Source organism: Spirosoma jeollabukense, from assembly GCF_054777855.1.
This window is the reverse complement of sequence record NZ_BAAHAD010000008.1, coordinates 56,284-80,865: the sequence shown is the minus strand read 5'-3', so window position 1 is coordinate 80,865 and position 24,582 is coordinate 56,284. Positions and strand designations below refer to the sequence as shown.

Genomic DNA, 24,582 nt, shown 5'->3' with positions numbered 1-24,582 from the left:
ACTCTACGCCCCAAGTCCTGCCCCGTACTTCTTACTACGTTATTTTCTCTTGCTTAACTGACGATTTTGCTGTTCCAGCCGCTCGATCCGCTTTTGCTGTTCAATCATGTGAAGCGTCAATTCTTCATTCTTTTTGACCAAGGTGGCTAACAGGGTGGTCAGGTCAACGCCTTCTTTCACCATTTCACCCGCGCTGGGCACACCGGGCAGGTGTTTGTTTTGCTGAATGTATTGCTCTACTTCAGCCAGCGGTTGCAGCCGATAAGCGGGCGCAAAAACATAATCGGCCCACTGGCTTTCGCGTGTTGGCTGTATGCGCATGGCCACTGCCGATAATTGCTTAGCTAACGTAACATCGCCTTTATCATTGACGGTCAGAAACTTAGTTATAGTAGCTTCAGAAGCCGGCGAGTTGGCCGTCATATTTGTCAGGCGCAAACCACTACGTCCATCCGTTCCAGCGGTCAATTCGAGCCGGTTCTGGGGCGTCGACGTACCGATTCCCACATTGACGTTGTTGCCTAGTACCATTGCATTACTGCTCAGCACGCGAGCGTTAGCTCCAATGGCCGTTGCATTAGATAAACCCGTTCCTGCTCCCGACGCGTTGAAGCCCAGGAGTGTATTGTCTTCGCCATCGATACCGCTAAATCCAGCATTGGGTCCAATGATCAGGTTGCGGTTGCCGCGAAGATTCTGTTTGCCCGCGTTGAAACCAATGAACACATTGTCACTGCCATCAGTATTGAGCTTCCCAGCCTCATAGCCTACAAACGTGTTATGGCTCCCGACAGTATTGGGGAAACCTGCCTTATAGCCGAAATACGTATTGTAGGATCCTGACGTATTTCCTTGTCCAGCCTGACTTCCCATGAACGTATTAAACGTTCCAGTTCCACCAACTGAACTGCTGGTACTTTGGCCAATTAGCAGGTTGTTTGTACCGTTAACCGACTGAAAACTAACGACCTGGTTGTCAGGCGTAATAACCTGACTCTGGGCAAATGTTTGTAAGCTTAGGCCAAATGATAAAACGAGTAAGTTGACAGTAGATAATTTCATACAGAAATATGGGTCCTGGAGTTTGTGAGTAAATATAGACTTTTTATTAATTTATTGTTACCGTTATTTTATTTTTGTTTCATTAATTTCTAATACACTTTTTTTGGCGCTACTCTATACAAAACAGGCGAGGAATAGCATAGTATTCCTCGCCTGTTCGTCTTTATTTGCCTGATCAAGAACCTAATTGTCTGTCGGCTTGTCGGCGAAATTCGTCGTCATCCCAGTAGATGGTCAAACTCGTAATACGATCAGCCTCATCGAAGTGGAAAACGAACACATGGTCGCTGTTAACGTGTAATCCCTTACGGGTAATTACTAAAAAATCCTGCGTCTGGGTGCCAAAAATCGCTACATAGGCCGTAACGGTGTCACCTTCGGTGGTCAACCTATCGACCAATAAATGTTTTCCTGATGGCTACGTTATGGGTTGACTCGCTGGATTCGAATGGCTGGGAGGGGCCAGAAATTGTAAAAATGTGATATTGTGCATTACACTGCATGACCGGTGTGGGTCAGAAATCAGGACGTAGCAAAGTCGCTCCCGGCGCTACAGCGGATAATTAAAATGGTTGCCTTGCAAGCGCAGGGGTTGGAGGTCAACGAATTAATTGATCTGACTCACCTGCATTATGGGCTGCACGCCGGTGAAATTCGGAATGTCGCCAATGAGTTCTGCCCCGTGTGCGCCCAGTCCGTTTTGCAGGTTTTCGACAGTAGCAAAGCTCCATCGGGCAATCACAGCATAGGCGGGCAAGGTACCTGGCTCACCACCTGACAGCCCTGTTTCGTACCCAAAGTTCGTTAGGCCCATTGGTGTCAGTCGCGAGATCTGGAACCAGAAAGTCCCCACAGAATAAGTTACCGTTCAAAGAAAAACAGTTGTGGATTTATGGACAAGCCACTAACTATGCCATCTTAATTTTTGTCCACAGAGTGGTCCGCCGATGCGGCACTATTTGACAGCGACACCATATCGAACGTATTCAATGAAAAAATTCACACTTCTTTTCCTAATGGCGTGTAGCCTTGGGATTGCCCAGGGCCAGGGATTATACATGCCGCGCAATCTTAAACAGGCCTACCAGAAAGGTACGCGCTCGATGGACGGTAAACCCGGTAAAAACTACTGGCAAAATTCCGCGACGTACGACATAACCCTCACCACCGCACCACCCAATCGGACGATTCAGGGAACGGAGGAAATTACGTACACCAATAATAGCCCGGATACGCTACGTTATCTTGTGTTTAAATTATTCCTGAATAGCCACCAGCCAGGAGCCGTTCGGCAACAGACAGCTTCAGCCGATTATCTGACCAGTGGGATGCACATCGATCGGTATACCGAAAACAGCGTCGCCCGCTTATGGCCAACAACGGCGAATGCTACGGTGCACCGGATGCCCCTGACTAAACCGCTGATGCCGCATGATTCCGTCAAGCTTTCGTTCGACTGGCACGTTGATATGTCGGTAGAAAGCGGGCGCGAGGGACAACTCGATTCCACTACGTTCTTTCTGGCCTACTTTTACCCCCGCGTGGCCGTCAGGGATGATTATTACGGCTGGGATCAAACGGCATTTACGGAAGCTCAGGAGTTTTATAATGACTTCAACGACTACACGCTGACGGTGAAAGTACCCGCCAACTATGTCGTTTGGGCAACGGGTAATTTACTGAATGCCAATGAAGTACTGCAACCTACGTTTGTCAAACGCCTGGCCGAATCCATGCAGACTGATTCCGTTATTCACGTGGCCACCCGGCAGGACATAGTGGGCAGGAACGTAACGACGCAACAGGCAGCCAATAGCTGGCGCTGGAAAGCAGACTACGTACCCGACATTGCCTTGTGTATCAGCGATCAGTACGTCTGGGATGCGTCGAGTGTAGTGGTGGACAGGAAAACTGGCCGTCGGGCCAGCGTGCAGGCTGCGTTTAAGGATGATGCCAAAGATTTCCACTAGATGGTGGGTTTTGGGCGGCACGCGCTGGACTGGTTATCCAACAATTGGCCGGGAGTACCCTACCCCTATCCGAAAACGACCATCGTGCAGGGCTTTGCCGATATGGAGTACCCCATGATGGTGAATGATGCCACAACATCCGATTTGAATTTCTCCCGATTTGTGGCCGAACATGAACTTGCGCATACCTGGTTTCCATTCTACATGGGTATCAACGAAACGCGCTACGGGTTCATGGATGAAGGCTGGGCCACCGCGTTTGAACACCTGATTATGCAGGCCGATCTGGGCAAAGAGCAGGCCGTACAGTTATTCCAGCAGTTTCGGGTTACCGGATGGATCAAAGACCCATCGGCAGAGCAGGATTTGCCAATTATCATTCCAACAAATGTGCTGAGCGGTGCCGCCATGGGCAATAATGAATATGGTAAAGCCGCTCTGGGGTACCTGGCGCTCAAAGAATTACTGGGCGATGAGGCATTCAAAACGAGCCTCCACGAATTTATGAACCGCTGGAATGGCAAACATCCCACGCCTTGGGATATGTTCTACAGCTTCAACAGTGCGTCGGGGAAAGACCTGAACTGGTTCTGGAACAACTGGTTTTTCAGCAACAACTACATTGATTTCGCTATTCAGTCAGTCACTACGTCGGCAACGAAATGTACCGTCACGATTCAGAACATCGGCGGCTACGTAGCCCCCATGGATGTTGTCGTGACGTTCGCTGATGGTACAACGGAAACCATCCGGCAAACGCCCGCGATCTGGCAGGCCAACCAGAAACAGGCAATCCTGAATTTGCCCATCAAAAAGAAAGTCCAGTCGGTGACACTGGCAGGCGGCATTTTCATGGACGCCAATGAGAAGGACAATACGTGGAAAGCGAAGTAATTGATGACGTAGCGGTATCGCTGTTCGGCGTAGTCTCCGACTACGCCAAACAAGTGACGAGGCACATTCAACTAAATGCTACCGATAAATAGGGAGAGATAGTATACCGACGCACGTTGGGAACAATAATTACCGGCTGCGCGTCTGTATACTAGTACCATTTAGTTGAGTTTATGACTCGCCAACAGCCGTTTGTTGTTATTCTGATTTTAGGGGCGCTCTCTACGATTAGCCCCTTCTCCATTGATATGTATTTGCCGGGTTTTCCGGCCATCGCCAAAGACCTTCACACCTCGATTTCACAAGTTCAGTTATCGTTAACCGCTTACCTGGTTGGCATTTCGGTGGGGCAACTTCTATATGGCCCGTTACTGGATCGATTTGGCCGCAAACTACCGCTTTATGGTGGCTTGGCGCTCTATTTGCTCGCGTCGATCGGTTGCGCCCTGACGCCCTCCATCGAAACCCTGATTGCCATGCGACTCTTGCAGGCGCTGGGCGGTTGTGTTGGCCTGGTAGCGGCTCAAGCCCTGGTTCGTGACCTGTTTCCTGTCTCGCAGATTGCCCAGGCGTTTTCGTTGCTCACGCTAGTCATTGCTGTTTCCCCCATGATTGCGCCAACGGTGGGTGGTTATGCGACCGTTGCGTTTGGCTGGCATTCTATTTTCATTATTCTGGCGATCATAACAACGCTCATGCTGGTTGGCGTCTACTTTGTTCTCCCGGATGGCAAACTACCCGATCCCTCACTTTCGCTACATCCGACGGCGGTATTGGGTAGTTTTTTCACCGTGCTTAAGCAACCACAATTCCTGACCTATGCGTTGGTCGGTGGTATTGCTACGTCGGCACCATTTGCTTATCTGGCTGGCTCTTCCGACGTTTTCATGAACATCTATCACGCCAGTGCGCAGGAATACGGCTGGATTTTCGCTTTTCTGGCCATTGCCTTGATTGCCCCAACGCAACTGAATCAGTTTTTTCTGAAACGGTTCAGCAGTGAGCAAATCATTCGCACTACGTTATTCTATCAGACGGTTGTTGGATTTCTGATGGTCATTGGCACCTGGGCCGGTTGGTACGGCCAGTTTGGTCTGATAGCAATGCTGTTTCTGTTCCTGGCGGGACAGGGCATAACCAGCCCCAATGCATCGGCGCTTTCACTGGCTCCGTTCACGCGTCACGCGGGCAGTGCTGCGGCCTTGATGGGTAGCTTTCGGATGGGTTTTGGCGCCTGTGTTTCGGCGGCCGTCAGTATGTTACATAACAATACGGCCGTGCCGATGGTGGGCGTCATGCTGCTCTGCATCGTTAGTGGCCTGGTCATTCTCCTGTTCGGCCAACGAGCCATTCAGCATGAACGTGAACAGGCTCCGATTGATGAACCGATGACCGAGGTGATGCTGTAACGGGAAACGTAGCACTACGGTAGCCGATCTTAGTTCAGCGCCACATTCGGGTCGTCTTCGTAGGCTGACCCGATGCGGCAAAGCTGATCAAGCGTTTCGGCGAAGAGGCCATAGAGCATCTTCAGTTGAGCTATATCTTTTATAACTCCCACAACTTTAAACGACAGCAGATCTACACCTTCCGGAAACCTGGCCGCGAACCAACCGTCGTCATCTTTCACTTCCAGGCTTATAGCAGGCTGTGCTTCAATCAATTGCCGTATCGTGGGGTTCTCAAATAGAAGGTGTAATTTATGCGCATCATTCCCCTGTATAATGAACTGATCATCAAAGTCAGGGAAGCCCACCTCAATGTCCTGCATACCCAATTGCTTACCCAGATTACTGAAGAATCCTTTCCGGTAAATTTTGAATCGAAAACCATCCTTGTTCACATAAGGGGCTCGCATCCGGGTATACACAATATATACTTTCCCGGTTGAAACCGTGTGCGTATCCAGCGTTACGGTCCACTCATTAACGCTGGCCTGCACTTTACTCCCTTTCCAGAAGCTCCCATCCACAAAATCCGCACTGATTTCATCGGCAAGTTGCCTCCAGACATCATCTTTAAAAGGGCCAAACATTTTTCTTAGCAGGCTCATCAGGGTATGTTTTAAAAATTTGAGGATCAGAGTAAGTAGTTATCAATCTGGCACGGGTGAATACCTGCACCGAAGGTTACAGGTTCTTCATCCAGGCATCACGGAGTTGCAATTGCTGGGGTGTCGCCTGCGGGTCAGGTTCAAATTTATACCGCAAAATGAGTTCTTTCTCGAGAATGGCGTTTTTCACAGGAATCTCCTGCCCATTCCGCCGAACCGTTACGTCATAGGTATCCCCCGCTTTCAACTGCCTTAATTCACGCTGAATGTGCCCAATATTTTCCAGCGTCACTGGTTGCTGGTTATACGTAAGCCACTCATCGTCTTCCTGTAAACCCGCTTTAAGCAGCGCGTCGTCGAGCTTGGTCAAATAAAATTTATTGTTGTTAAAGGAAGGTCTCATGCCAACCGACGCTATTTTCTGACCCGTAGGTACGGTAGGTGAATACCTGATCCCGAGTTTACCATAGTATTCGCTAAATGGCAACGGCTCCGTCGCTTTCACGTATCGATTGAAAAAATCAGCGATTTCCGGATACGTCTTTTGGGCGAAAATGGCAAAGAAATCCTTTTCAGGAAACGCCTTGTTTGGCCCATACGTAGCGGCCAGTTCATTAATAACTTCACGCAGCCCCCGTTTGCCATTCGACAGTTCCAGCAGGCGAATGTCCAGTAAACCCGCAACCAGGGCTCCGCGTGCGTAGATGTTGCCATACTGGCGCTGGCCTTCGTTGGTGTAGCAGGTCAGCCCTAATTTGCTCAGGCTATAGGTGGTGTCGAGGCTTTTGTCATAGTCTATTTTCTGACTTAGCTCCTCCAGATACGTTGGCAGATCCATAATCTGACCACGCAACTGCATGGCGTCGCTGGCCCATTCGGTTACGCCTTCATACAGCCAGAGGTGCTCCGAAGGGGTCGGTGTAACAAAGTTGAACTGCTCAATAACTTCGCTGTGGATATTCAATGGCGTCACAACATGAAAAAATTCATGGGCCGCAATTGACGTAACATTATCGGCAAATGCTTTCGTGAAGTCTCCTTCTTTCATGGCATACTCCGAACTGTAGGAATGCTCCCAGGCGCCCCACTCCTGATCCTCAAAATGATACAGGAACGTATAGCGTTTTACCGGCAACTGCTTCAAAAACTGACCAGCCGCATTGAGCATCGACTGCATGTTGTTCAGCAATTGATCTGACTTGATCTTGTCGGTTTTTGAGTACGTATACACGTCGATCTGCGCTCCGGCAACCGTGGTGGTGGCTTTCGTCAGGCGACCCAGCAAAATGGGGGAATCGACAATGCGGTCGTAGGTAGCGGCCGTAAAATAACCCTTCGCGTTTTTCTCCAATGCCGTTCCAACCGCCCAGTCTGCCGGGTAATCGAGTTTTACGTCGATCGGAGCCGCCTGCAGGCCACTCGGAAAGCCAAATACGCCCTGCCCGTTAATAAGTACGTGGTCGTTTTCGATGGATGTGCCGCACATATTATACGGTTTGTGCTCATTGATCGGCGTATCCCAGGTTTCGGCAATACTGTACTGCACCGTCCGGACAGCCTCCGGCTTGTCCAACTTCCACTGATTTGTAGAGATTTGTTCCGTTTTCATCTCTTGGCCTTTTTTATCAAACGCCTTGAACGACCGAACATAGCGGCCAATATCCATAATCTGATACGTACCGGGAGCCGTCGCAGCAAACTGGTAAATAGCATTGTCGGCGGTCAACCCACTCACGTGTAATGTCACCTTGAACTGATCGTCGGCCCGGTCATTGAGGTTCACTTCATATAGTAGGGGAAGCGTTGGTTTAGCCAGGGCAAATTGGGAAAATAACGTAGCCGAAAGCAGAAACAGAACGTGTAATCTCTTCATACAGATGGTTGTTGATCAGGCAAATTAGCCGAATCATGGCAGATCTGAAAACACATGTTTCTTGCGGAAGTATTTGAGGATAAGCGGTGGTGCATTTACCCGTCTACCGGCTCAGGAACCTTCTGGTAGTTCTCCGACAACGTTCTGTAAGCCCTTGACTTCATGGCAATCAGGGTTACAATCAGGCCAATCAGACCGGTAACGGTGAACAGCAGCGCCAACCCCCGGTCTCTCCCGGTGCCGAACCAGTCGCCGATCAGCGCTACGCCCGCTCCCGTTGTCATGAACGGGATAAATACGTATTGAGCAATGGGGCCAATCATAAACGCCGTCAGTGGCGAAGCCGCCTGTTCGATGCTTTGGGCAAAGCCAAATACCCGGCCCTGGCGCTCGGGCGGAATCAGCTTCTGGAGGATGGTTTGTTCAGCAGCCTCCACCACAGGAATGAGGCACAAGTAAATGAACATGCCCACTGCCAGCAGGATGATAGACGCCTGCATCGTAAAAAAAACGCAGATTATCCACATGGCAATGTTGGACAAAAAGAGCGTTCGGAGGGGCTGTTTACCGAGACCTTTTTTCGACACAATCAGGCCGCCGATGATAAACCCGACGCTCAGAACGCCCCACAAAATACCCCACACCTGCACCGAGACCAGCGACAGGCCATAGGCATCCATCAACGACATGAAAACACCCCCCAGAAAGTTGTTGAATGTATTGAAGAAGATCAGCGCGAACAGCCCCGGCATTTCCTGAATGGCCCGTATCGTTCCCTGAATGTCAATACGTTTCGTATGCTCCTCGCCATGCACGACTCCCTTCTCAGGGATGTCGATTTTCCACAAGTGGAGCATCACCAGCAGGGTTAACCCGATGGCCGAAACCAGCGTCCAGAACATACCCAGAAAACCTATCGCCAGCCCGCTGAAGATCGATGAGATGAGAAACGACACGCCATTGGCCGTGCCAACCATCCCGTTTGCTTTGTCACGCTCGTCTTCAGGAATCAGGAACGTAACAATGGTTGATAAGGCGATGGAACGAATATTACCAAAAATGGCGCCGATGAGCGACAAAACGATAAATGTCCACAGAACCGGGCTGGACGCATCTTTAAAGACAGCTTCTGGCGTGACGCTGTAAATGGTGAACGAAATGGCGTATAAAAGCAACGAGCAAATGCTGGAAAGCATCATCGCACTTTTCTTTTTGTACCGATCGACCAGCGAGCCCAGAAAAAAACCAGATAACGCGACGGTTCCCGTATACACGCCCGCCATCACGGACGTAGCCACGATTGATTTCGTTTCCAGATAAACCCAGAACGTGACCGCAAACCAGACAAAATTATTCGTCAGGAAGGCAACCAGTGAGTTCGCTAAAATGCCATAAAACGTTTTCATTATATCCGGACTTTATCCGCTATGCAGGGTAATTCATTTGACCAGACAAGCAATCTATTTTGTCCCGTTAGGGGCTTAACAGCGTAGCGTCGGCAGAAAAATACCCCTTCCTTTCGTCTTAAGTACCGTCAGGTACGTAACTGTATTATTCTGGCAAATAGTCGCGTACCTGACGGCACGCTACCTATCCTACAAATTACTTGACCTACCGACGCTACGCTGTTTGATCCCTACTGGATAATTTGCAGCCCCTTCACGACATCCGAATCGTATGATCGAAGGGCGTAAAGCCCGTGATATACACCGACGGCGCATCCATGGCAGGCAATGCTCCTCTTAACTGAACATTTGTATGCGCGACCTGTCCCGGCCCAAACGAGATTTTATCAGTCTTGACGGTGTACGTTCCTGACCCGGCCAGCAGATACGCGTTGGCCCGGCTCGGATGTGCTGACACGCCCGCGAACGTACCACCCGGCCGGAAAGTAAGCTCCAGCGCCACCGGTACGTTATCGGTTCCGGTAATTTGAACCTGAGCCTGCATGCCTCCCTGGCTTTCGCTGATGGTGACTTTGGTCTGAAGCCGCTGCACCTCATTTTGCGCCCGGTTGGTCCGGGGCATCTTCTCCCAGTCCCCGTCGGCGGGAATTTTATCTTTCGGATAAGGCTGATAATACGGTCCGTCCAGCGATTGCGTCAGCACCCAGCTATCGCCCTGCTGTTCGATTTTCTCGGTCTGAAATTGACCTTTCCCAAAAAACGAACTGGCCACCCGCATTCCCTGTAACACAGCGTCGCCTTTATGAAAGGTGAGCCAGACGGGATTTGCCGACAGAATTGTACTGTCCCACTGGTCGCGACGAATACGTACCAGCCCCGAATGCGGGTAGGATTTTACGTAATTCGTGGGTAATGGCTTAGTCGCTGGCAACTCCTTCCACAAGGTAGGATCTTCCAGCAGATAGTCGAGTTGATACACGACTTTGGGCATGGCCGTTTTTTCGATCAGCCGACACATCGCAGCCATCTCGCCGTCTGCATCCCGCAGAGCCAGGTACCGATACGGAAAATAATAGCCATCCATCGTGCCAACAAGCGCTTTGTCCTGTCGGCCCGAAGCCTCCGTCACCACGTCGCCATTCGGGTGAACATAGTAGCGCATCATAATCAGATTCCGCCGAACGTAGTCCAGTAAGGTAGGCTTATTCAACCCTTTGGCAATCGTAATCAACAGGCGATTCGTCAGGGGTGAATAAATCAACGTGCTACGTTCATTATACTGCCCATCGCTATCCATATCGATATGCTCGCCCAGCCACTGCTCGATCCGGTTAACGTAGCGAGGGTTGGGCCAGCGTTCGTTTAGTTTCGTGAGCGCGGCCGAAATAACCCAGCGGTGATTGGGCGTATGAATACCCCCAACTGTCAGGGCTTCTCCCGCCCTTAGGAGAAACGTTTTGAACGTCGCCAGAACGGCTGCCTGCCCGGGTGTTTTCGACCGTTCCAGCAACGTATACGCGGGCACTAACCGCTTGACGATGAAAGCGGTATCGGGCGTCGAGTGGAAATTAGTAGCGGGCAAATCAAGCGTACCGTCCTCATGTTGCGCTTTTAGCAGATAACCCAACGCCTGATCTATTTCGTTAAGCAGTACCGCCGACTGATAAAACGAAGATTCGGGGCAGCTAATGGCACAAGCTGACCGCCGGACAAAATCGCTGGTCGATTGCGGGTTGGGAATGCCATCACCGTCTTTCAACGCGCCGATAAATGCACCCGGTTCGGTAACCCGCGTTCCCTGAATCGTAGTTAGCTGCTGGTCATTCAATTTTATCAGTTTGAGCAGCCAGTCGGGTTTTGTGATTGGTGCGATCGATTGCGCATAGGCCCTTGCATGCAGGAAGGGCAAGGCACACAGCGACACAGCGGCTCCTGCGCAGATAAAGGTTCTTCGGTTCATCGTTGGCGGTTTTCGGGAAGAGAACGGCTTGGCATTAGCGGTGTAAAAATGCGGATACCCAACAAAAAGCAAGTAGTCGTCCCTCTTTAACCAACGTAGCGAAATTCATTTCACGAAGCGATCTTGTGTTCGGCGTAGTCTCTGACTACGTCGCCGTGTTGTCCGGTCTCCGACCGGAGTTCAATGAGTTATTCAAAACCGGTCAGAGACCGGATAACGCCACGACGTAGTCAGAGACTACGCCGAACACAAGACTACGCCGAACACAATAGCGCCAGCCCGGCATGCCGAACAGGTTAACTTGGATTGACGGCGCCTGGGTTCATATACAGTATATTCCAGAGGTGCCCATCCAGATCCTGGTATCCGTGGCTGTACATAAATCCTTGGTCATCAGCCTCTTCAATCGTTTTACCACCGGCCGCAACGGCTTTACGTACCAGTTCATCGACATCCTCCCGACTTTCAACAGAAAGGCAGATGATCACCTCCGATACGTTTGACGTATCAGCAATCTCCTTTTTGGTAAACCCTTTGAAGAAGTTTTCGACCAACAGCATGACGTAGATAGTCTCGCTGACAATCATGCACGTAGCGTTCTCGTCCGTAAACTGGGGGTTAAACGTGTAGCCCAGTTTGGTAAAAAATTCTACGGATTTATTCAGGTCTTTAACGGGCAGGTTTAAAAAAATTTGGGTTGCCATAAGTAGGTTGTTGTTTGATGTTTACCTAACAAAAGTACTATCCATACCTCACTTGCAAGGAGGGTAAATGCGACAATAGACAGGGGGTTTGCGGCAACTCATCGACGGGTCAACCTATTCCATTAACTACGTAGTATAGACAATCAATTTTACCTGTATTCCTACGTATAAGCGCCTTGTACACATATCAGCTCATCCGCAGTCAGTTCATACAAATAGATAGGCTCTCAGGCTAAAAGAGTAGTTCCATGCTCGTTTGAGCAAAAACTATCGCTAATTTTGAAGTAAACACCATTTACTCATGTTTCCGACCCAATTTGACAGATTCAGCAAAATTTCGTTACGTATTTCCTTCCTCTGCCAATAGACTTTTCGCATGAAAGTAAAACAGTATCTTATTATCGACGATTCAGAATCGGATGCCCTGTATTTAAAAAGTTTATTGAATAAGCTTCCCTTCTTCAACCTTGTCGGCGTAGCACCGACCATAGAATCAGCCCTTGAGATATTAACTTGTCAGCCGATCGACCTGCTCTTTCTCGATATTAATCTGAATGGGCAACTGGGCCTGACATTGCTAAAAACCGGCCTAAACTTACCGCCGGTCATTATTACCAGTGCCCATCCGGACTATGCCCTTGAAAGTTATGAAATTGGCAAAGCGGCCGACTATTTACTGAAGCCTTTCACCCTGGAACGCCTTCACATTGCCCTCACCCGCGCGCTGCAATGGCAGAGTAATCCCAATAACCTTATTGAAGTGGATGCTGTCTTTCTGAAAATGGGGCGTAAGATTCAACGGTTCACGTTTCAGTCGATCGATTACGTTGAAGCTTTTGGTATTTACTCAAAGATCTACGCCGACAATAAAATGTATCTGGTTAACGAACGGCTCGCTTCGCTGACCGACCTCCTGCCGCCCCGCTTATTTATACGTGTTCATAAATCCTATCTGATTCATATCGGCAAGATAACCAGCTATGATCGGCACAATATATGGGTGTTTCAAACGAAAATCCCGATTGGTCAATCGTATCGCCCCCGCCTGGAAGGCATATTATCATTATTTGACAGCACGGAATAAAGTGCCTGGTAAACCCTGTTACCTACCTTTCCTTGAGCCAGACAGCTACTTCTCTGCGCGTTATACTGCTTACGATCGGACTATTCTCCAGTAGTCCGGCATTGGTTCGCGGGCAGGAAACACCCTTGTTAAAACGCCAGCTACAAGCTACCCAATCGGATTCTGCCCGCGCGCTCATCTTCACCGAACTGGGGCGAAATTTTATTCAGCTTAACCTGGATTCAAGTTGGCATTACCTGAATAAGGCGATCAAACTCGGTCAGAATCTCCCCAATAAACGCCTGTTAATTAAAGCCTATAACGTATTAGCGATTACTTATGTAGCTACGGGTGAGTCCAGTAAAGGACTGGTCATTCTTCGCCAAGCCGAGCAACTTAGTCGCAAATATCCTTTCGATACCATTCAACTGGAGCTTCAGGCCAGACTAACGCAAGCCTATCGTGTTCAGGGAAATTACAAACAGGCGCTTCAGACTGGCTTAGCGCTGGAACAATACGTCGACAAACATCCTGACTTACAGGCGGCTCCGCTCATAACATTGTATACGGAACTGGCGCTCATTTATGAGCATCAGCATACGGATTCGCTGGTGTTGCCCTATTATTTAAAAGCGAATGCATTCGCGCTCAGTCACAGGATGACCAAAGCGCTGATTGGCACAATGGGAAATCTGGGAGAATACTACGTTACGCACAAAGTATTTACAAAGGCCGAGTACTACACGAAAAAATCGCTGGCTATCAGCAGGAAATTTCATTACAACCATAGCACGGCCGAGTCACTACGTAATCTGGGTGAAATCAGCCGGGAGCAGCATCGCGACAAAACGGCAATTGCGTATTACAAACAAGCGCTGGCGATGCAGCAACAGATAGGCGCCAAAGAGTTCATCGGCTATATTTATGTACAGTTAGCTCAAAGCTATGCGAGCCTGAATGAGCTAGCCACAGCACGCGTCTACACCGATAAATCGATTCGTCTTTTTCAGCAAATACAGTCACCCCATTATTTACATAAAGCATTGACCGTTAAGGCTTCAATTCAGGAAAAATCGGGAGATCTAAACGACGCCTTACGGCTATACCGACAAGTACAAACCCTAAAGGACAGTTTGACAGGACTTGAAAAGCAAAAATCCATTGCCGAAATTCAGGCTGGCTTTGATACGGAGCGCAAACAAAACCAGATAACGAACCTCAAACGGGATTTGGCCTTACAGGAACATGCTAAACAAACGATGCAGCTCCAGCTTACGTTAGCCCAACACCAACGAACCTTCTACTTCATTGTGTCTCTGCTGTTGCTCCTGATTGCCATTATCATCTACAATAACTTCAACAGGCAGAAAAAAGCAAAACAACTGCTGAGCCAGCAACAAAAAGCTATCCTGCAACAGACCGATCAATTAATTGACCTCAACAAAGCTAAAGATCAATTATTCTCTATCATCAGCCATGACCTTCGCAGCCCGCTGGTTCATTTAAAACAGGACATTCGGCAACTGCAGCTTGACGGTCAATCAGGTGGCAAGCCATCTTTTGTTTCCCTGATCCAGCTCGAACAAAAAACAGATACTATTCTTGCCCTGCTAATGACGCTACTGGATTGGGCGCACGTTCAGTTCAGTGGTTTTAAAACCAATCTACAGGTCATTAGTCTAAGTGAGCAGGTAGCGCAGACAGTCAGCTATTTCTCCGATCGGCTGAAGCAAAAACAGATTACCCTGATTAACCAGGTCAATGAATCTACACTTGTTGTTGCAGATAGTCAGTTGTTAGCGATTGTTATCCGGAATTTGCTCGATAATGCCGTAAAGTTCACGCCCGTAAATGGCTACATTCGCCTGGTGTCACTTGAGCATGTCGACACAGTAGAACTCCAGATCCGGGATACAGGCATAGGTATGACCACCGCGATGATCGATAAACTTTTTAGTCAGCCCCAAGTACGAAAAGGAACTCAGGACGAGCCAGGAACAGGACTGGGTTTGCAGATATGCCGGGAATTGCTACTGAAACAACAAGGCGAATTAATGATGAAAAGTGAGCCAAATAAAGGTACCACGGCAAAGATAGTGCTAACAAAACCAGCCGTTTTGTCAGATTCTGCTAAATCGATTTCACATAAACCAAGCATTGGTTACACGGAATAGCACGTTCATGGTAAAAAAACAACCGTTCATGTGTAACCTTACCATGTATATCCGACCGCGAGTACCTTTGTTAATTGCTAATACCTCTGTAAACTATTCATGAAAGGCAGAAAACCTAATAAACTCAGTAGCTCCTCCGCCCAGCTGCCCTTGGCTTCTCTGAACAAATGCGATGACAGAGTAGAACCCGAATCACCTGAGTTGCAGGCTTTCCGTCGCTTACTTGCTCAATACAAAGCCAAAGTGTTTGAACAAAACGTTGGCTTGTTTCAGTAGACTACCTCACTTTCAATGAGGCTTCCTAAATGATAACCTACTCAGGGATGGGCAGGATTTGGTTTATGTAGACGCCGAGTTGAATTAATTACACATAGCTTCACTGGACAGATGGCTGGCGTGGGTTGGTGCCTTACCTGCTTAAAAGGATGATGGCAAAATTGCCAGCCTCTTCGTTTTGGCCAGTGCGAAGAAGTTCGAACAATTAACCATCAAAGCTCCTACAATCACCTACAACGGCGTAAATTGCACTTCGTTTCCCGAGCAATACGCCCGTAGTACTAAATGGCCGCCCAATCTCACAGTACCGATGCCCTGTATGCCCGACACGATTATCTGTTAGAAGGGATCACAATTCCTACACTGACAGACAGCCTATTGGCCAGGCATAGTTCAGGATCGGTGTTTGCGGTGAGCGGGTACGTCGATATTCAGCCGCAGGAACTTGAGATTAATCAGGGTTCATTCACCAGCGCGTCCCGAGTGGCTGCTTTCCCGACAGTTACCGTCACGCAAACGGAGCAATCGGTGCTGGTTTCCTGCGACTGTGCGGTTGACAAAGACGGCTTATGCGCGCATCAGGTAGACGTATTGTTGAGCATTGTCAGGCGGAAGGAGTTGCGCGTTTTTTTCGATCAGGCGCTACGTTACGAAGCCATTAAACAGGTCGCCAGAGACTATGGCCTGGAAAATGAGCCGTCGCTGGATACGTTTTTTCAGGTAGACTACACGAATAAAGCATTCAGCATCAAGCCAAAACAACCGGAGCTTATTCCCATTACCCAGGCTGGACATGATGAACTCCGGGCACAATTGTTGCCAAAGTCTGAACGTAGCGTTCCGCCGATTGACGAACCCATTTCAAACCAGAAACGAATCGTTGTCTTTACCAAACACCGCTACTACGATCACTTTTGCCTTGAGCTTTTTGAGGCCGACACCACCCGGGAAGGCAAAATCAAAAATCCGCTAACATCCATCCAACCGCTCGACCTGACCAGCAAACTTGATAACCTGAGCGAGTTGAAATTCTATTCGGCGGTCGCCAAATTCCAGAATCATCACCGGACAAAGAAAGAAGACGCCGATCTGGAAGGCCTGCGGTTGGTGGCGGACAATCCAAAAAAATTGTCCGTTTTTTATCATTCGAGCAGCGTTTCAGAGAACAGTACAGCTCATTCGCTTGTCCCGGTGAAACTGGAAATCCTGAAAGCAGCCATCCAGTTATCGGTTCGGCAAGTCGATCCGTTTTATGAAGTCTGGGGGTCGCTCACCATTGACGACACCTCTTATGAACTGCATAAATTAACACTCAAATACGATTACTTTATTCTGCTCAACGATACGTTGTATTTAATTGACAATTCTGATAATCTGCGGGTTATCCAGTATTTCAACAAGAAAAATAACAAAATCCTCATCCACCAGTCGACGTACGACGTGTTTCAGGAAACGGTACTGGCCAAACTCGAAAATCAGATTTCTATTGAGTATACCTACCTGAAACCTGCGACTGCCGAGCAGTTGGCAGAGGGCGGGTTTACGCAGGAGCGACAACGTATCATCTACCTGTCTGACTCCGAAAATTACGTCTGGATTACGCCCGTTATGAAGTACGGCCTGGTCGAAGTGCCGGTTCTGTCGAAACAGCAAATCCATTCGATTGACAGCAAAGGGAAGCCATTTCTGGTGGCGCGGGACGAGCCTGCCGAAATTCAGTTCACGATGGCGGTGGTTAATCAGCACCCCGATTTTCAGGAGCAACTTGGTCAAAATCAGTTTTATCTGCATAAGAAATACGTACTGGACGAACATTGGTTTTTGACTGCGTTTGATGCCTGGGCTAGCGAGGGCATTCGGATTCTTGGCTTTAATACATTGAAAAACAACAAGCTAAATCCGAATAAAGCGAAGGTATCGGTGATTGTCAGCAGTGGCCTCAACTGGTTCGAAACGACATTAGGCCTCACCTATGGCAAGCAGAAAGTTTCCCTGAAACACCTGCATAAGGCAATCAAAAACAAGAGTAAATACGTAACGCTCGACGACGGCACGAAGGGCGTTCTGCCAACCGAATGGCTCGACCGTTTTTCGGCCTATTTTCAGGCGGGAGACGTAGTAGACGAGCACATCCAAACGCCAAAGGTTAATTTTTCGAGCATTCGTGAGCTGTATAAGGCCGAAGAATTGCAGAATGACGTGAAAGATCAACTGACTTTATTCACCAAGACATTCGCTAATTTTCAATCGATAAAACCCGTTGCTGTCCCCGTTGAACTACAGGCATCCCTGCGGGATTACCAGAAAGAGGGGCTGAACTGGTTGAATTTCCTGGATGAATTTGGTTTTGGCGGTTGTCTGGCCGATGATATGGGGCTGGGCAAAACGCTCCAGATTCTTGCGTTCATTCTGCTACAACGCACGAAACCAGGACCCAACACCAATCTAGTTGTAGTACCTACGTCCCTCCTGTTCAACTGGCAGGCAGAAGTTGAGAAATTTGCGCCAAGCCTGAAGATTTACACATTTTACGGCGCTAACCGTTCCCTTAAAATAAACGATTTCGACCAGTTCGACCTCATTCTCACTTCCTATGGTACGTTGTTGTCCGACATTCGTTTTTTAAAAGAATACCCGTTTAACTACATTGTTCTGGACGAATCACAGGCCATAAAAAATCCCGAATCGCAACGGTATCAGGCGGTTCGGCTATTGCAGTCACGTAACAAACTCGTGCTAACGGGGACACCGATCGAAAACCACACCTTTGATTTATACGGTCAACTTTCATTTGCCTGTCCGGGGTTATTGGGCAGCTACAATCATTTTAAAGCGCACTACTCAACGCCCATCGACAAATTCGGCGATCAGAAACGTGCCCGCGAACTCCAGGCGAAAATCAGCCCGTTTATCCTCCGCCGAACAAAAGCGCAGGTCGCTACGGAGCTTCCCGACAAAACGGAGATGATTCTTCACTGCGAAATGGGGCTGGAACAGCGTAGGGTGTACAACGCCTACGAACAGGAGTTTCGCAATTTTCTGCTGACAACCAAGGAAGGCGACATTCCCCGTGAGCGTTTACACGTATTGCAGGGGCTCACGAAATTGCGTCAGATCTGTAATTCGCCGGTGCTGCTCAATGACGAAGAATTTTATGGCGACTCGTCGGCGAAGATCGACATGTTGCTTGAGCAGATCGAGAACAAAGCTCCGCAGCACAAAATTCTGGTCTTCTCGCAGTTCGTCACCATGCTCGATCTCATCAAAAAGGAGTTAATCGATCGACAGATTGGCTTTGAATACCTCACGGGTCAGACCCGTAATCGGGCCGACAGCGTGAACCGCTTTCAGAACGACGATACCGTTCGGGTATTTCTAATCAGTTTAAAAGCGGGTGGAACAGGCCTGAATCTCACCCAGGCCGACTACGTATACATGGTTGATCCGTGGTGGAATCTAGCAGTCGAAAACCAGGCCATCGACCGGAGTTATCGCATCGGCCAGAAGAAGAACGTAGTGGCTGTTCGGCTCATATGCCCGGACACGATTGAAGAAAAGATTCTGGAACTTCAGGCATCGAAACGAGAGCTGGCCGACAACCTGATCAGAACCGATACGTCGATTTTGAAATCGCTATCCAAAGCCGATTTGCTGAATTTGTTACGTTAGTTGTGTTTGTGCTGTCAGGTTTGAGATGGCTCCGTCCACTCAATTCAGCAACCAAAGTTATAGGAACAGTTAGCATTTCGTAGTAAATTGCACATAGTACAACGAAGTTTTCACATACACATCCACGATCATGGCAACCACGGTAGAACGCCAGAAAGACATCGCCAAGGAGATGTTAAATAAAAAACGACGTATTCAAGAGTACGTAAAGAGTGGCGATGAAACCAAAAAACCGGCCGGAATTAAGTTTGTCAAACCCTTTACCTTACCAACTGAAGGACGTTGAAAGTGGATTTACTTTTGAGACAGATTTTGGCGTAACATACGCGATACTATTTACCGACGACTCAGACTATTTGTTTGGATCGTCTTTTATTAATTCTGTTTTCTCGTTTTCCATAACCCACGTAGCCGGACAAATTCAGCAGAAAGATCCACGCGTTGAGCAAACAATTCTAAACGCTCTTCTTCTAACCTTCGAGAGCTCACCCGATGCAGTGATTAATTACGTATGTAGCCTGGATGATGACAAGGAAATAGCCAGAAACAGGCTCTTTCACAGCTGGTATCTTAAAATAGGTAAAGAATCTTTTGAGAAGCTCGACCATACAAATCCAGAGAATCGGGTCTATTCATCTGTTATCTTTCTGCGAAACCACCCTGCCAAAGAGGAGATCAAGCGTATGTTCCGCTAGACCTTTGAAAAATAGCAAGTGAATATACCACACTGTTTTACATGCTGCAGATTTTATACATTATCGCCATAACGGCGGAAGCCGGGTATGGACTGGGTGGGCGTTTGTATTATTGCCTGGATTACGGCGCTGGGTGGAGGGTTTGGTCCTACGGATATACCCATCTTTACAGCAGCGGCAGTTGGACTAACAATACGTCTGCTGTTCATTCGCTATGGCTGGCATATGCCCAAATTCGTCTACAGAGATGAGCCTGCCGAGGGTCACTAACAAACAATAAACGCTACGTTGATCGACTTTCAGCCAACGTAGCGTTTATTTTTAGTCTTCTTCGATCGGGCCATATTTGGCCTCGCGGATAGCCATCCATTCACGGGCGGTGCCGCCGTTGTTGAAGTGATCTTCTTCGTCCTGGATTTCCTGGTCCCAGCTAAAATCGGTAGTAAACTGGCCCTGCGCTGTCAGATCAATTTGCAGTCGGTTAGCGCGGGGATGCCCTTCCTTTTTCCGAATCAGGTATAATTCCTGAAGCGCTTCGATCATTTCATCCGGAAAATCGGTGGATAATTGGTCAAGCTCTCCTTCGGGTGTCAGGTACGTACCGTCACATTCAACTTCCAGCCCATCAGCTAGAAACTGAACGTTCAGCCGGGCAATGGTCCAGTCGTCGGTAATAATCGCACTGATCGCGTCGGTCAGTACGTCGTAAATTTCATTCGTTGTCATGCTATCGTCTAAAATGCGTACAACAGCCAGACCAGATCAAAAATTCGTATCGGCCTTTTTCAAGTCCATCTTTTCGATCCAGATGTTCCGGTAAAGCACGTCGTGGCCTTCGGCCTGTAATTTCAGGCCGCCGGGCGTATCGGTTACCCCTTTGCCGTCCTCGTTCCCACCATCAATGCCCGAATTAGGCCCGCCCCATACCTGCGTTATTTTCTGGTTGGTGTGCGCTTTTTTGCCGTTCAAATAGAGGGTCACCAGGGCCGGTTCAGTCCGTTTGCCATCCACGAAACGAGCCGCCCGAAACTCAATGTCATAGGCATTCCACTTCCCAGGACCGGTATAGAGTTTGTATGGTGATGGCGACTCGTTAATCACGGCTCCTAACCCATGCGAGGTCGTGTCGCCGTCGAATATCTGAATCTCGTAGCGGTTTTGCAGATACACCCCACTATTACCACCCGGCTTGCTGACGTAAAATTCAACGTGCAGCCGGAAGTCGCGGAAGGTTTCTTTAGTAACAATGTCGGCAGCACCATATTTGCCACCCGCAGCCGCCGGATCGTTCGTGTTCATGACCGTGCCGCTGCCAGCGGGATCTTTTTCAATGGCCCACTTAATGGGCAACGTAGCAGCCAGTCGGGGGCCTTTCCAATACGTCCATTTCTCGTCGAGCATCTTGCGCGATCCATCGAACAGGACTTCGGCCCCTTTGGGCGCTTTAACGCCAACACCCGTCTGGGCATTGGCATTTGTCAATGCGCTAAGGCCCACCAGGGTAAGTAATAAGGCGCGAGAAAGAGCAGGTCTGCTGGTCGTAATAGAAAACTTCATCAGGTAGCGGTTTAGACTGTGCTTTAGTAAGAATTCAACCCGCACCATCTACCCGTTTTATAGTTTAGTGTTCAGCCTAGTCTCCGACTAGGCTGAACACTCTCAGGCAAAAAAGCTTGGCCTACTGAAGTCACCCTGCCAGTTCAAATCCCGTCGACGCAGTGCCTGCGCAATGGTGATGATCTGGTTAGCCCGCTTCCCCTGCCCACTAATACCAGCCTGATCATAAATTATCTGATAAGCGGGTGCCCAATCAATTAACTCTGTTTTTGCATCATAAACGCCAATAGCTGTCCGGCGCTTATCGGTCGATAATTTCTCCAGAATGGCACTGGCTTCTTCCTGTGTGTGGCTACCAATATGATGATGCTGCTCATTAAGCAGGTATAAAACTGAATAACGTTTCATAGGTATAAGATTAAATGGATAAAAGGAGCGCCAAGCAGCTGAGTCGCTGCTTGGTTTTGATACCCCTTTTATCAGTTGTTGATGAGTCGGATTAACATTCGGCCTGTAGGGCGCGAAACCGGTTGATGCCAATTTCTTCAGTTGCCTCAGCCGACTTGTGCCTGGTTTGCGCCCCTTCCTTGTGCGCATTTACCTGATCACTCAGTAAGGCAATCGTTTGACTTAGTTCATTGAGCTGCTGTTGCAGGCTGTCGATCTGTTTCTCGGACACAACCTTGGTAGTGCCACTCCCCGCAGCCTTACTACGTACCGACAGCCAGTTATCGCCATACGGCGTTCCACCGCGAGTTAATGCCTTCAATGCACCTGCGTGCCTGTTGACGAACGTCATAACGGCCTTCTGAAACGAAGTTTCAGTACCCCTTATGGCCGCTTTATGTTTATATGTTTGAGTCAGTTCCATGTTGTCTATGTTGTTTGTGTGTGAATTGAATCGGTTTCTTCCCTTGTTTATGTTGCCCCCTCTGCCTGAAACCAGATTTTACCAATTTACCCGCTGTTATAATCGTTTCGAAGATTCTGTGAGATTCGATGCAACTGCCAGACAGTTTTTTACTTTGGCACCTCCTTACCCAGTCTACACTAAACAAACGAATATAGGACAAAAAAGGTTTAAACGTTTAAACTTATCCCACCTTAAACAGGTAATTATCTACTAATTTTACAGGTTATTTATTTAATTATTCACATTTTAGACACTTTTTTATGATTATTTAAACATACTACCGCCTTTCTTTAGATTGAACAATGCCACTATCATTTTTAATCATCAAACATAATATTGTACTTTTACGTTTTCTCCTGTATGACTAAAAAGACCTCTCTAAAAGATATTGCCCAGACAGTAGGTGTTTCAACAGCGCTCGTTTCATACGTACTGAACAACCAGAAGGAGAACCGGATCAGCAAAGAGGTCGCCCGGAAAATCAGGCAGGTAGCGCAGGAACTGAATTATCAGCCGAATCAGATTGCAAAGAGTTTAAAGACCAGCAAAACCCGAACACTGGGTTTAATTGTCGCTGATATTGCAAACCCGTTTTCATCATCAATGGCCCGCATTGTCGAGGATGAAGCCGACAAGCACGGATACACCGTTATTTTCGGAAGTTCGGATGAAAACCCACAGAAATGCCAGAAACTCATTACAACCTTGCTGAATCGGCAGGTGGATGGGTTGTTGATATCTGCCCCCGCGGGTACCGAGTCCCAGATCATGACATTGCAGCAACAGACCGTTCCCTTTGTCTTGATTGACCGTTATTTCCCAAGCCTGAAAACCAGTTACGTAGCGCTGGATAACTACCAGGCGACCCATGACGCCGTCCGGCATCTGGTCGATGCGGGCTACCAACGAATCGGCCTGATTACGTTTAAAACCGCTCTTTTCCATATTAATGAACGAACCCGAGGTTATCAGTCAGCCCTTCAAGAGAACGGTCTGCCTGTTCCGAAAAGTCGGGTAAAGGTACTGAGTGGGAACAACCCAACGCCTGAGGTAGCCAAAGCCATTCAGTCGCTTAGAACTGGCCAGGACCCGGTTGATGCTATTGTCTTTACCACGAATGTCCTGACATTTTTGGGCTTAAAAGCGATCAGAGCCTGGCATCTAAACGTACCTAACGAGCTGGCTGTTGTGGGGTTCGACGAAGCCGATGCCTACGAGTTATTTGATACATCGCTTACGTATATCCGGCAGCCCATTCAGGAGATGGGACAATTGGCAACCCAAATTTTACTAGAATCACTGAAGCCAAACGCCCCAATAACGCAGACAAACCTGGAAGCCACATTAGTCATACAGGCGTCTACCCAACCGCTTTCATCATCCATTCTAAAAGGCTAACGGAGAATTAGTTTCACCAGCCGTAACTACGTAGAAACGAGTCAATCTTTTTACAGCTGGCCTATTCTCTTGGGCCGGGCATCCACGCGAATCCCAAAATATTTATCCAGATAATAGCCAAACTCCCGATCATTAGTGACGAGAAACTCAGTAGCCTGACCATTATGCGTAATTTTCAGTTTGTCATCAGTGAGCGTTATTCGCCCTCCCGGCGTTACGAGCGAACACAGCTTATTCTGCGTAAAATACGAGTCATCTGAGGTTTGGTGAAAATGGCACATCTCACTGAAGTCACTCAACTGGCGGGGAATAAGCGTGAAGATATAGCCCGGCTCCCAGCTACCGTCTTCGTGCTGTTGACTGACAGCTAAGTAATTGGCGTCGTATTCGGTAATACGGTAACGCCCGGTTTTGTCTTCCTGAATTTGATTCCGTTCGAGTAACAAAGGATACAACGAAAACCGCCGGCCAAACGCCACATCGACCAGCCAGTCAATGCCGTCAATACGTGCTACAATCGCTAGGTGATCAAATTCAGCATTAAAACCATTCCCGACATCATAAACTCGTCCGGATATCCGCTTCACCTGAAAGCCAAGTGTTTTGAGCAATTCATAAAAGAGGCCGTTCAGTTCATAACAGAATCCGCCCCGTTTATGGGTGATGATTTTGGTAAACAAGGCATCAGGCTCCAGAACGATCTCCCGGCCACGGTGAATATCCAGATTCTCAATCGGTATAGCCAGTTGATGCTGGTAGTTGAGTTTTCGCAGGGTTGCCAGTGTCGTATCGAACGGCCCGCTATACTGAATTCGATCTAAATAAGCATTAACGTCCATCGAGTGTGTCCAGGAGTGAGTCCCCAAAGTTGCCCAAAATCGGCATGAACACCTACATACTATTTTTTGAAATCGT

At 48.4% G+C, this 24,582-nt stretch carries 23 protein-coding genes; 10 read left to right on the top strand and 13 right to left on the bottom strand.

Annotated elements, in window-relative coordinates:
• Positions 1-39: 39 nt before the first annotated feature.
• The 3 genes from ACYVEA_RS24535 to ACYVEA_RS24525 all read right to left on the bottom strand — a co-directional run bounded on the left by ACYVEA_RS24535 (position 40) and on the right by ACYVEA_RS24525 (position 1,876).
• Positions 40-1,062, bottom strand: a complete 1,023-nt coding sequence (locus tag ACYVEA_RS24535; RefSeq protein ID WP_461116069.1) for a hypothetical protein — start codon at positions 1,060-1,062, stop codon at positions 40-42.
• A 175-nt stretch (positions 1,063-1,237) separates the two neighbouring features.
• A complete protein-coding gene (locus ACYVEA_RS24530) occupies positions 1,238-1,450 on the bottom strand; it encodes a hypothetical protein (protein ID WP_461116068.1) in 213 nt (70 codons plus the stop codon).
• A 219-nt stretch (positions 1,451-1,669) separates the two neighbouring features.
• Positions 1,670-1,876: an EthD family reductase gene (locus ACYVEA_RS24525; RefSeq protein ID WP_461116067.1), complete on the bottom strand. Its 207-nt coding sequence runs from the start codon at positions 1,874-1,876 to the stop codon at positions 1,670-1,672.
• 175 nt (positions 1,877-2,051) lie between these two features.
• On the opposite strand from ACYVEA_RS24525, the gene ACYVEA_RS24520 reads away from it, so the two are divergent.
• The 3 genes from ACYVEA_RS24520 to ACYVEA_RS24510 all read left to right on the top strand — a co-directional run bounded on the left by ACYVEA_RS24520 (position 2,052) and on the right by ACYVEA_RS24510 (position 5,335).
• Positions 2,052-3,032, top strand: a complete 981-nt coding sequence (locus tag ACYVEA_RS24520; protein ID WP_461116066.1) for a gluzincin family metallopeptidase — start codon at positions 2,052-2,054, stop codon at positions 3,030-3,032.
• Positions 3,033-3,926, top strand: coding sequence for a M1 family aminopeptidase (locus tag ACYVEA_RS24515; protein ID WP_461116065.1), 894 nt, complete (start codon positions 3,033-3,035; stop codon positions 3,924-3,926).
• Positions 3,927-4,099: 173 nt separating this feature from the next.
• On the top strand, positions 4,100-5,335 hold the full coding sequence (locus tag ACYVEA_RS24510) for a multidrug effflux MFS transporter (protein ID WP_461116064.1): 1,236 nt from the start codon (positions 4,100-4,102) through the stop codon (positions 5,333-5,335).
• A gap of 29 nt (positions 5,336-5,364) precedes the next feature.
• Here the strand turns inward: ACYVEA_RS24510 and ACYVEA_RS24505 are convergent, their stop codons facing one another.
• From ACYVEA_RS24505 to ACYVEA_RS24485, 5 genes are all read right to left on the bottom strand, one after another.
• Complete coding sequence (locus ACYVEA_RS24505) at positions 5,365-5,979, bottom strand: DUF3137 domain-containing protein (RefSeq protein WP_461116063.1); 615 nt, start codon at positions 5,977-5,979, stop codon at positions 5,365-5,367.
• Positions 5,980-6,055: 76 nt separating this feature from the next.
• Positions 6,056-7,852, bottom strand: a complete 1,797-nt coding sequence (locus ACYVEA_RS24500; protein WP_461116062.1) for a M61 family metallopeptidase — start codon at positions 7,850-7,852, stop codon at positions 6,056-6,058.
• Between the two features lie 95 nt (positions 7,853-7,947).
• Positions 7,948-9,258 (bottom strand): MFS transporter, encoded by a 1,311-nt coding sequence (locus tag ACYVEA_RS24495; RefSeq protein ID WP_461116061.1) that lies wholly within the window; start codon positions 9,256-9,258, stop codon positions 7,948-7,950.
• A 253-nt stretch (positions 9,259-9,511) separates the two neighbouring features.
• Entirely contained in the window at positions 9,512-11,218 is a 1,707-nt protein-coding gene (locus ACYVEA_RS24490) for a hypothetical protein (RefSeq protein WP_461116060.1), read from the bottom strand.
• Between the two features lie 296 nt (positions 11,219-11,514).
• A complete protein-coding gene (locus tag ACYVEA_RS24485) occupies positions 11,515-11,922 on the bottom strand; it encodes a VOC family protein (protein WP_461116059.1) in 408 nt (135 codons plus the stop codon).
• Between the two features lie 376 nt (positions 11,923-12,298).
• Here ACYVEA_RS24485 and ACYVEA_RS24480 point away from each other — a divergent pair, with 376 nt between their 5' ends.
• The 6 genes from ACYVEA_RS24480 (at position 12,299) to ACYVEA_RS24455 (ending at position 20,069) form a co-directional block, all read left to right on the top strand.
• The gene (locus ACYVEA_RS24480) at positions 12,299-13,006 is read left to right on the top strand and encodes a LytR/AlgR family response regulator transcription factor (protein ID WP_461116058.1); all 708 of its coding nucleotides are present in this window, start codon (positions 12,299-12,301) and stop codon (positions 13,004-13,006) included.
• Between the two features lie 32 nt (positions 13,007-13,038).
• Positions 13,039-15,159, top strand: a complete 2,121-nt coding sequence (locus ACYVEA_RS24475) for a tetratricopeptide repeat-containing sensor histidine kinase (protein WP_461116057.1) — start codon at positions 13,039-13,041, stop codon at positions 15,157-15,159.
• Positions 15,160-15,720: 561 nt separating this feature from the next.
• Positions 15,721-19,104: a DEAD/DEAH box helicase gene (locus ACYVEA_RS24470; protein ID WP_461116056.1), complete on the top strand. Its 3,384-nt coding sequence runs from the start codon at positions 15,721-15,723 to the stop codon at positions 19,102-19,104.
• Positions 19,105-19,234: 130 nt separating this feature from the next.
• Positions 19,235-19,390 (top strand): hypothetical protein, encoded by a 156-nt coding sequence (locus ACYVEA_RS24465; RefSeq protein WP_461116055.1) that lies wholly within the window; start codon positions 19,235-19,237, stop codon positions 19,388-19,390.
• Positions 19,391-19,460: 70 nt separating this feature from the next.
• The gene (locus tag ACYVEA_RS24460) at positions 19,461-19,799 is read left to right on the top strand and encodes a DUF6169 family protein (protein WP_461116054.1); all 339 of its coding nucleotides are present in this window, start codon (positions 19,461-19,463) and stop codon (positions 19,797-19,799) included.
• 87 nt (positions 19,800-19,886) lie between these two features.
• The gene (locus ACYVEA_RS24455) at positions 19,887-20,069 is read left to right on the top strand and encodes a hypothetical protein (RefSeq protein WP_461116053.1); all 183 of its coding nucleotides are present in this window, start codon (positions 19,887-19,889) and stop codon (positions 20,067-20,069) included.
• 51 nt (positions 20,070-20,120) lie between these two features.
• On the opposite strand, the gene ACYVEA_RS24450 is transcribed toward ACYVEA_RS24455, so the two are convergent.
• From ACYVEA_RS24450 to ACYVEA_RS24435, 4 genes are all read right to left on the bottom strand, one after another.
• Complete coding sequence (locus ACYVEA_RS24450) at positions 20,121-20,525, bottom strand: hypothetical protein (protein WP_461116052.1); 405 nt, start codon at positions 20,523-20,525, stop codon at positions 20,121-20,123.
• Positions 20,526-20,561: 36 nt separating this feature from the next.
• Positions 20,562-21,356 carry a 3-keto-disaccharide hydrolase gene (locus tag ACYVEA_RS24445; protein ID WP_461116051.1) on the bottom strand — a complete coding sequence of 265 codons (795 nt, stop codon included), beginning with the start codon at positions 21,354-21,356 and terminating at the stop codon, positions 20,562-20,564.
• 102 nt (positions 21,357-21,458) lie between these two features.
• On the bottom strand, positions 21,459-21,764 hold the full coding sequence (locus ACYVEA_RS24440; RefSeq protein WP_461116050.1) for a hypothetical protein: 306 nt from the start codon (positions 21,762-21,764) through the stop codon (positions 21,459-21,461).
• Between the two features lie 91 nt (positions 21,765-21,855).
• Positions 21,856-22,227, bottom strand: coding sequence for a hypothetical protein (locus ACYVEA_RS24435; protein WP_461116049.1), 372 nt, complete (start codon positions 22,225-22,227; stop codon positions 21,856-21,858).
• Positions 22,228-22,629: 402 nt separating this feature from the next.
• Here ACYVEA_RS24435 and ACYVEA_RS24430 point away from each other — a divergent pair, with 402 nt between their 5' ends.
• Positions 22,630-23,667, top strand: a complete 1,038-nt coding sequence (locus ACYVEA_RS24430) for a LacI family DNA-binding transcriptional regulator (RefSeq protein ID WP_461116048.1) — start codon at positions 22,630-22,632, stop codon at positions 23,665-23,667.
• Between the two features lie 50 nt (positions 23,668-23,717).
• Here the strand turns inward: ACYVEA_RS24430 and ACYVEA_RS24425 are convergent, their stop codons facing one another.
• The gene (locus ACYVEA_RS24425; protein WP_461116047.1) at positions 23,718-24,533 is read right to left on the bottom strand and encodes an arylamine N-acetyltransferase family protein; all 816 of its coding nucleotides are present in this window, start codon (positions 24,531-24,533) and stop codon (positions 23,718-23,720) included.
• Positions 24,534-24,582: the final 49 nt, after the last annotated feature.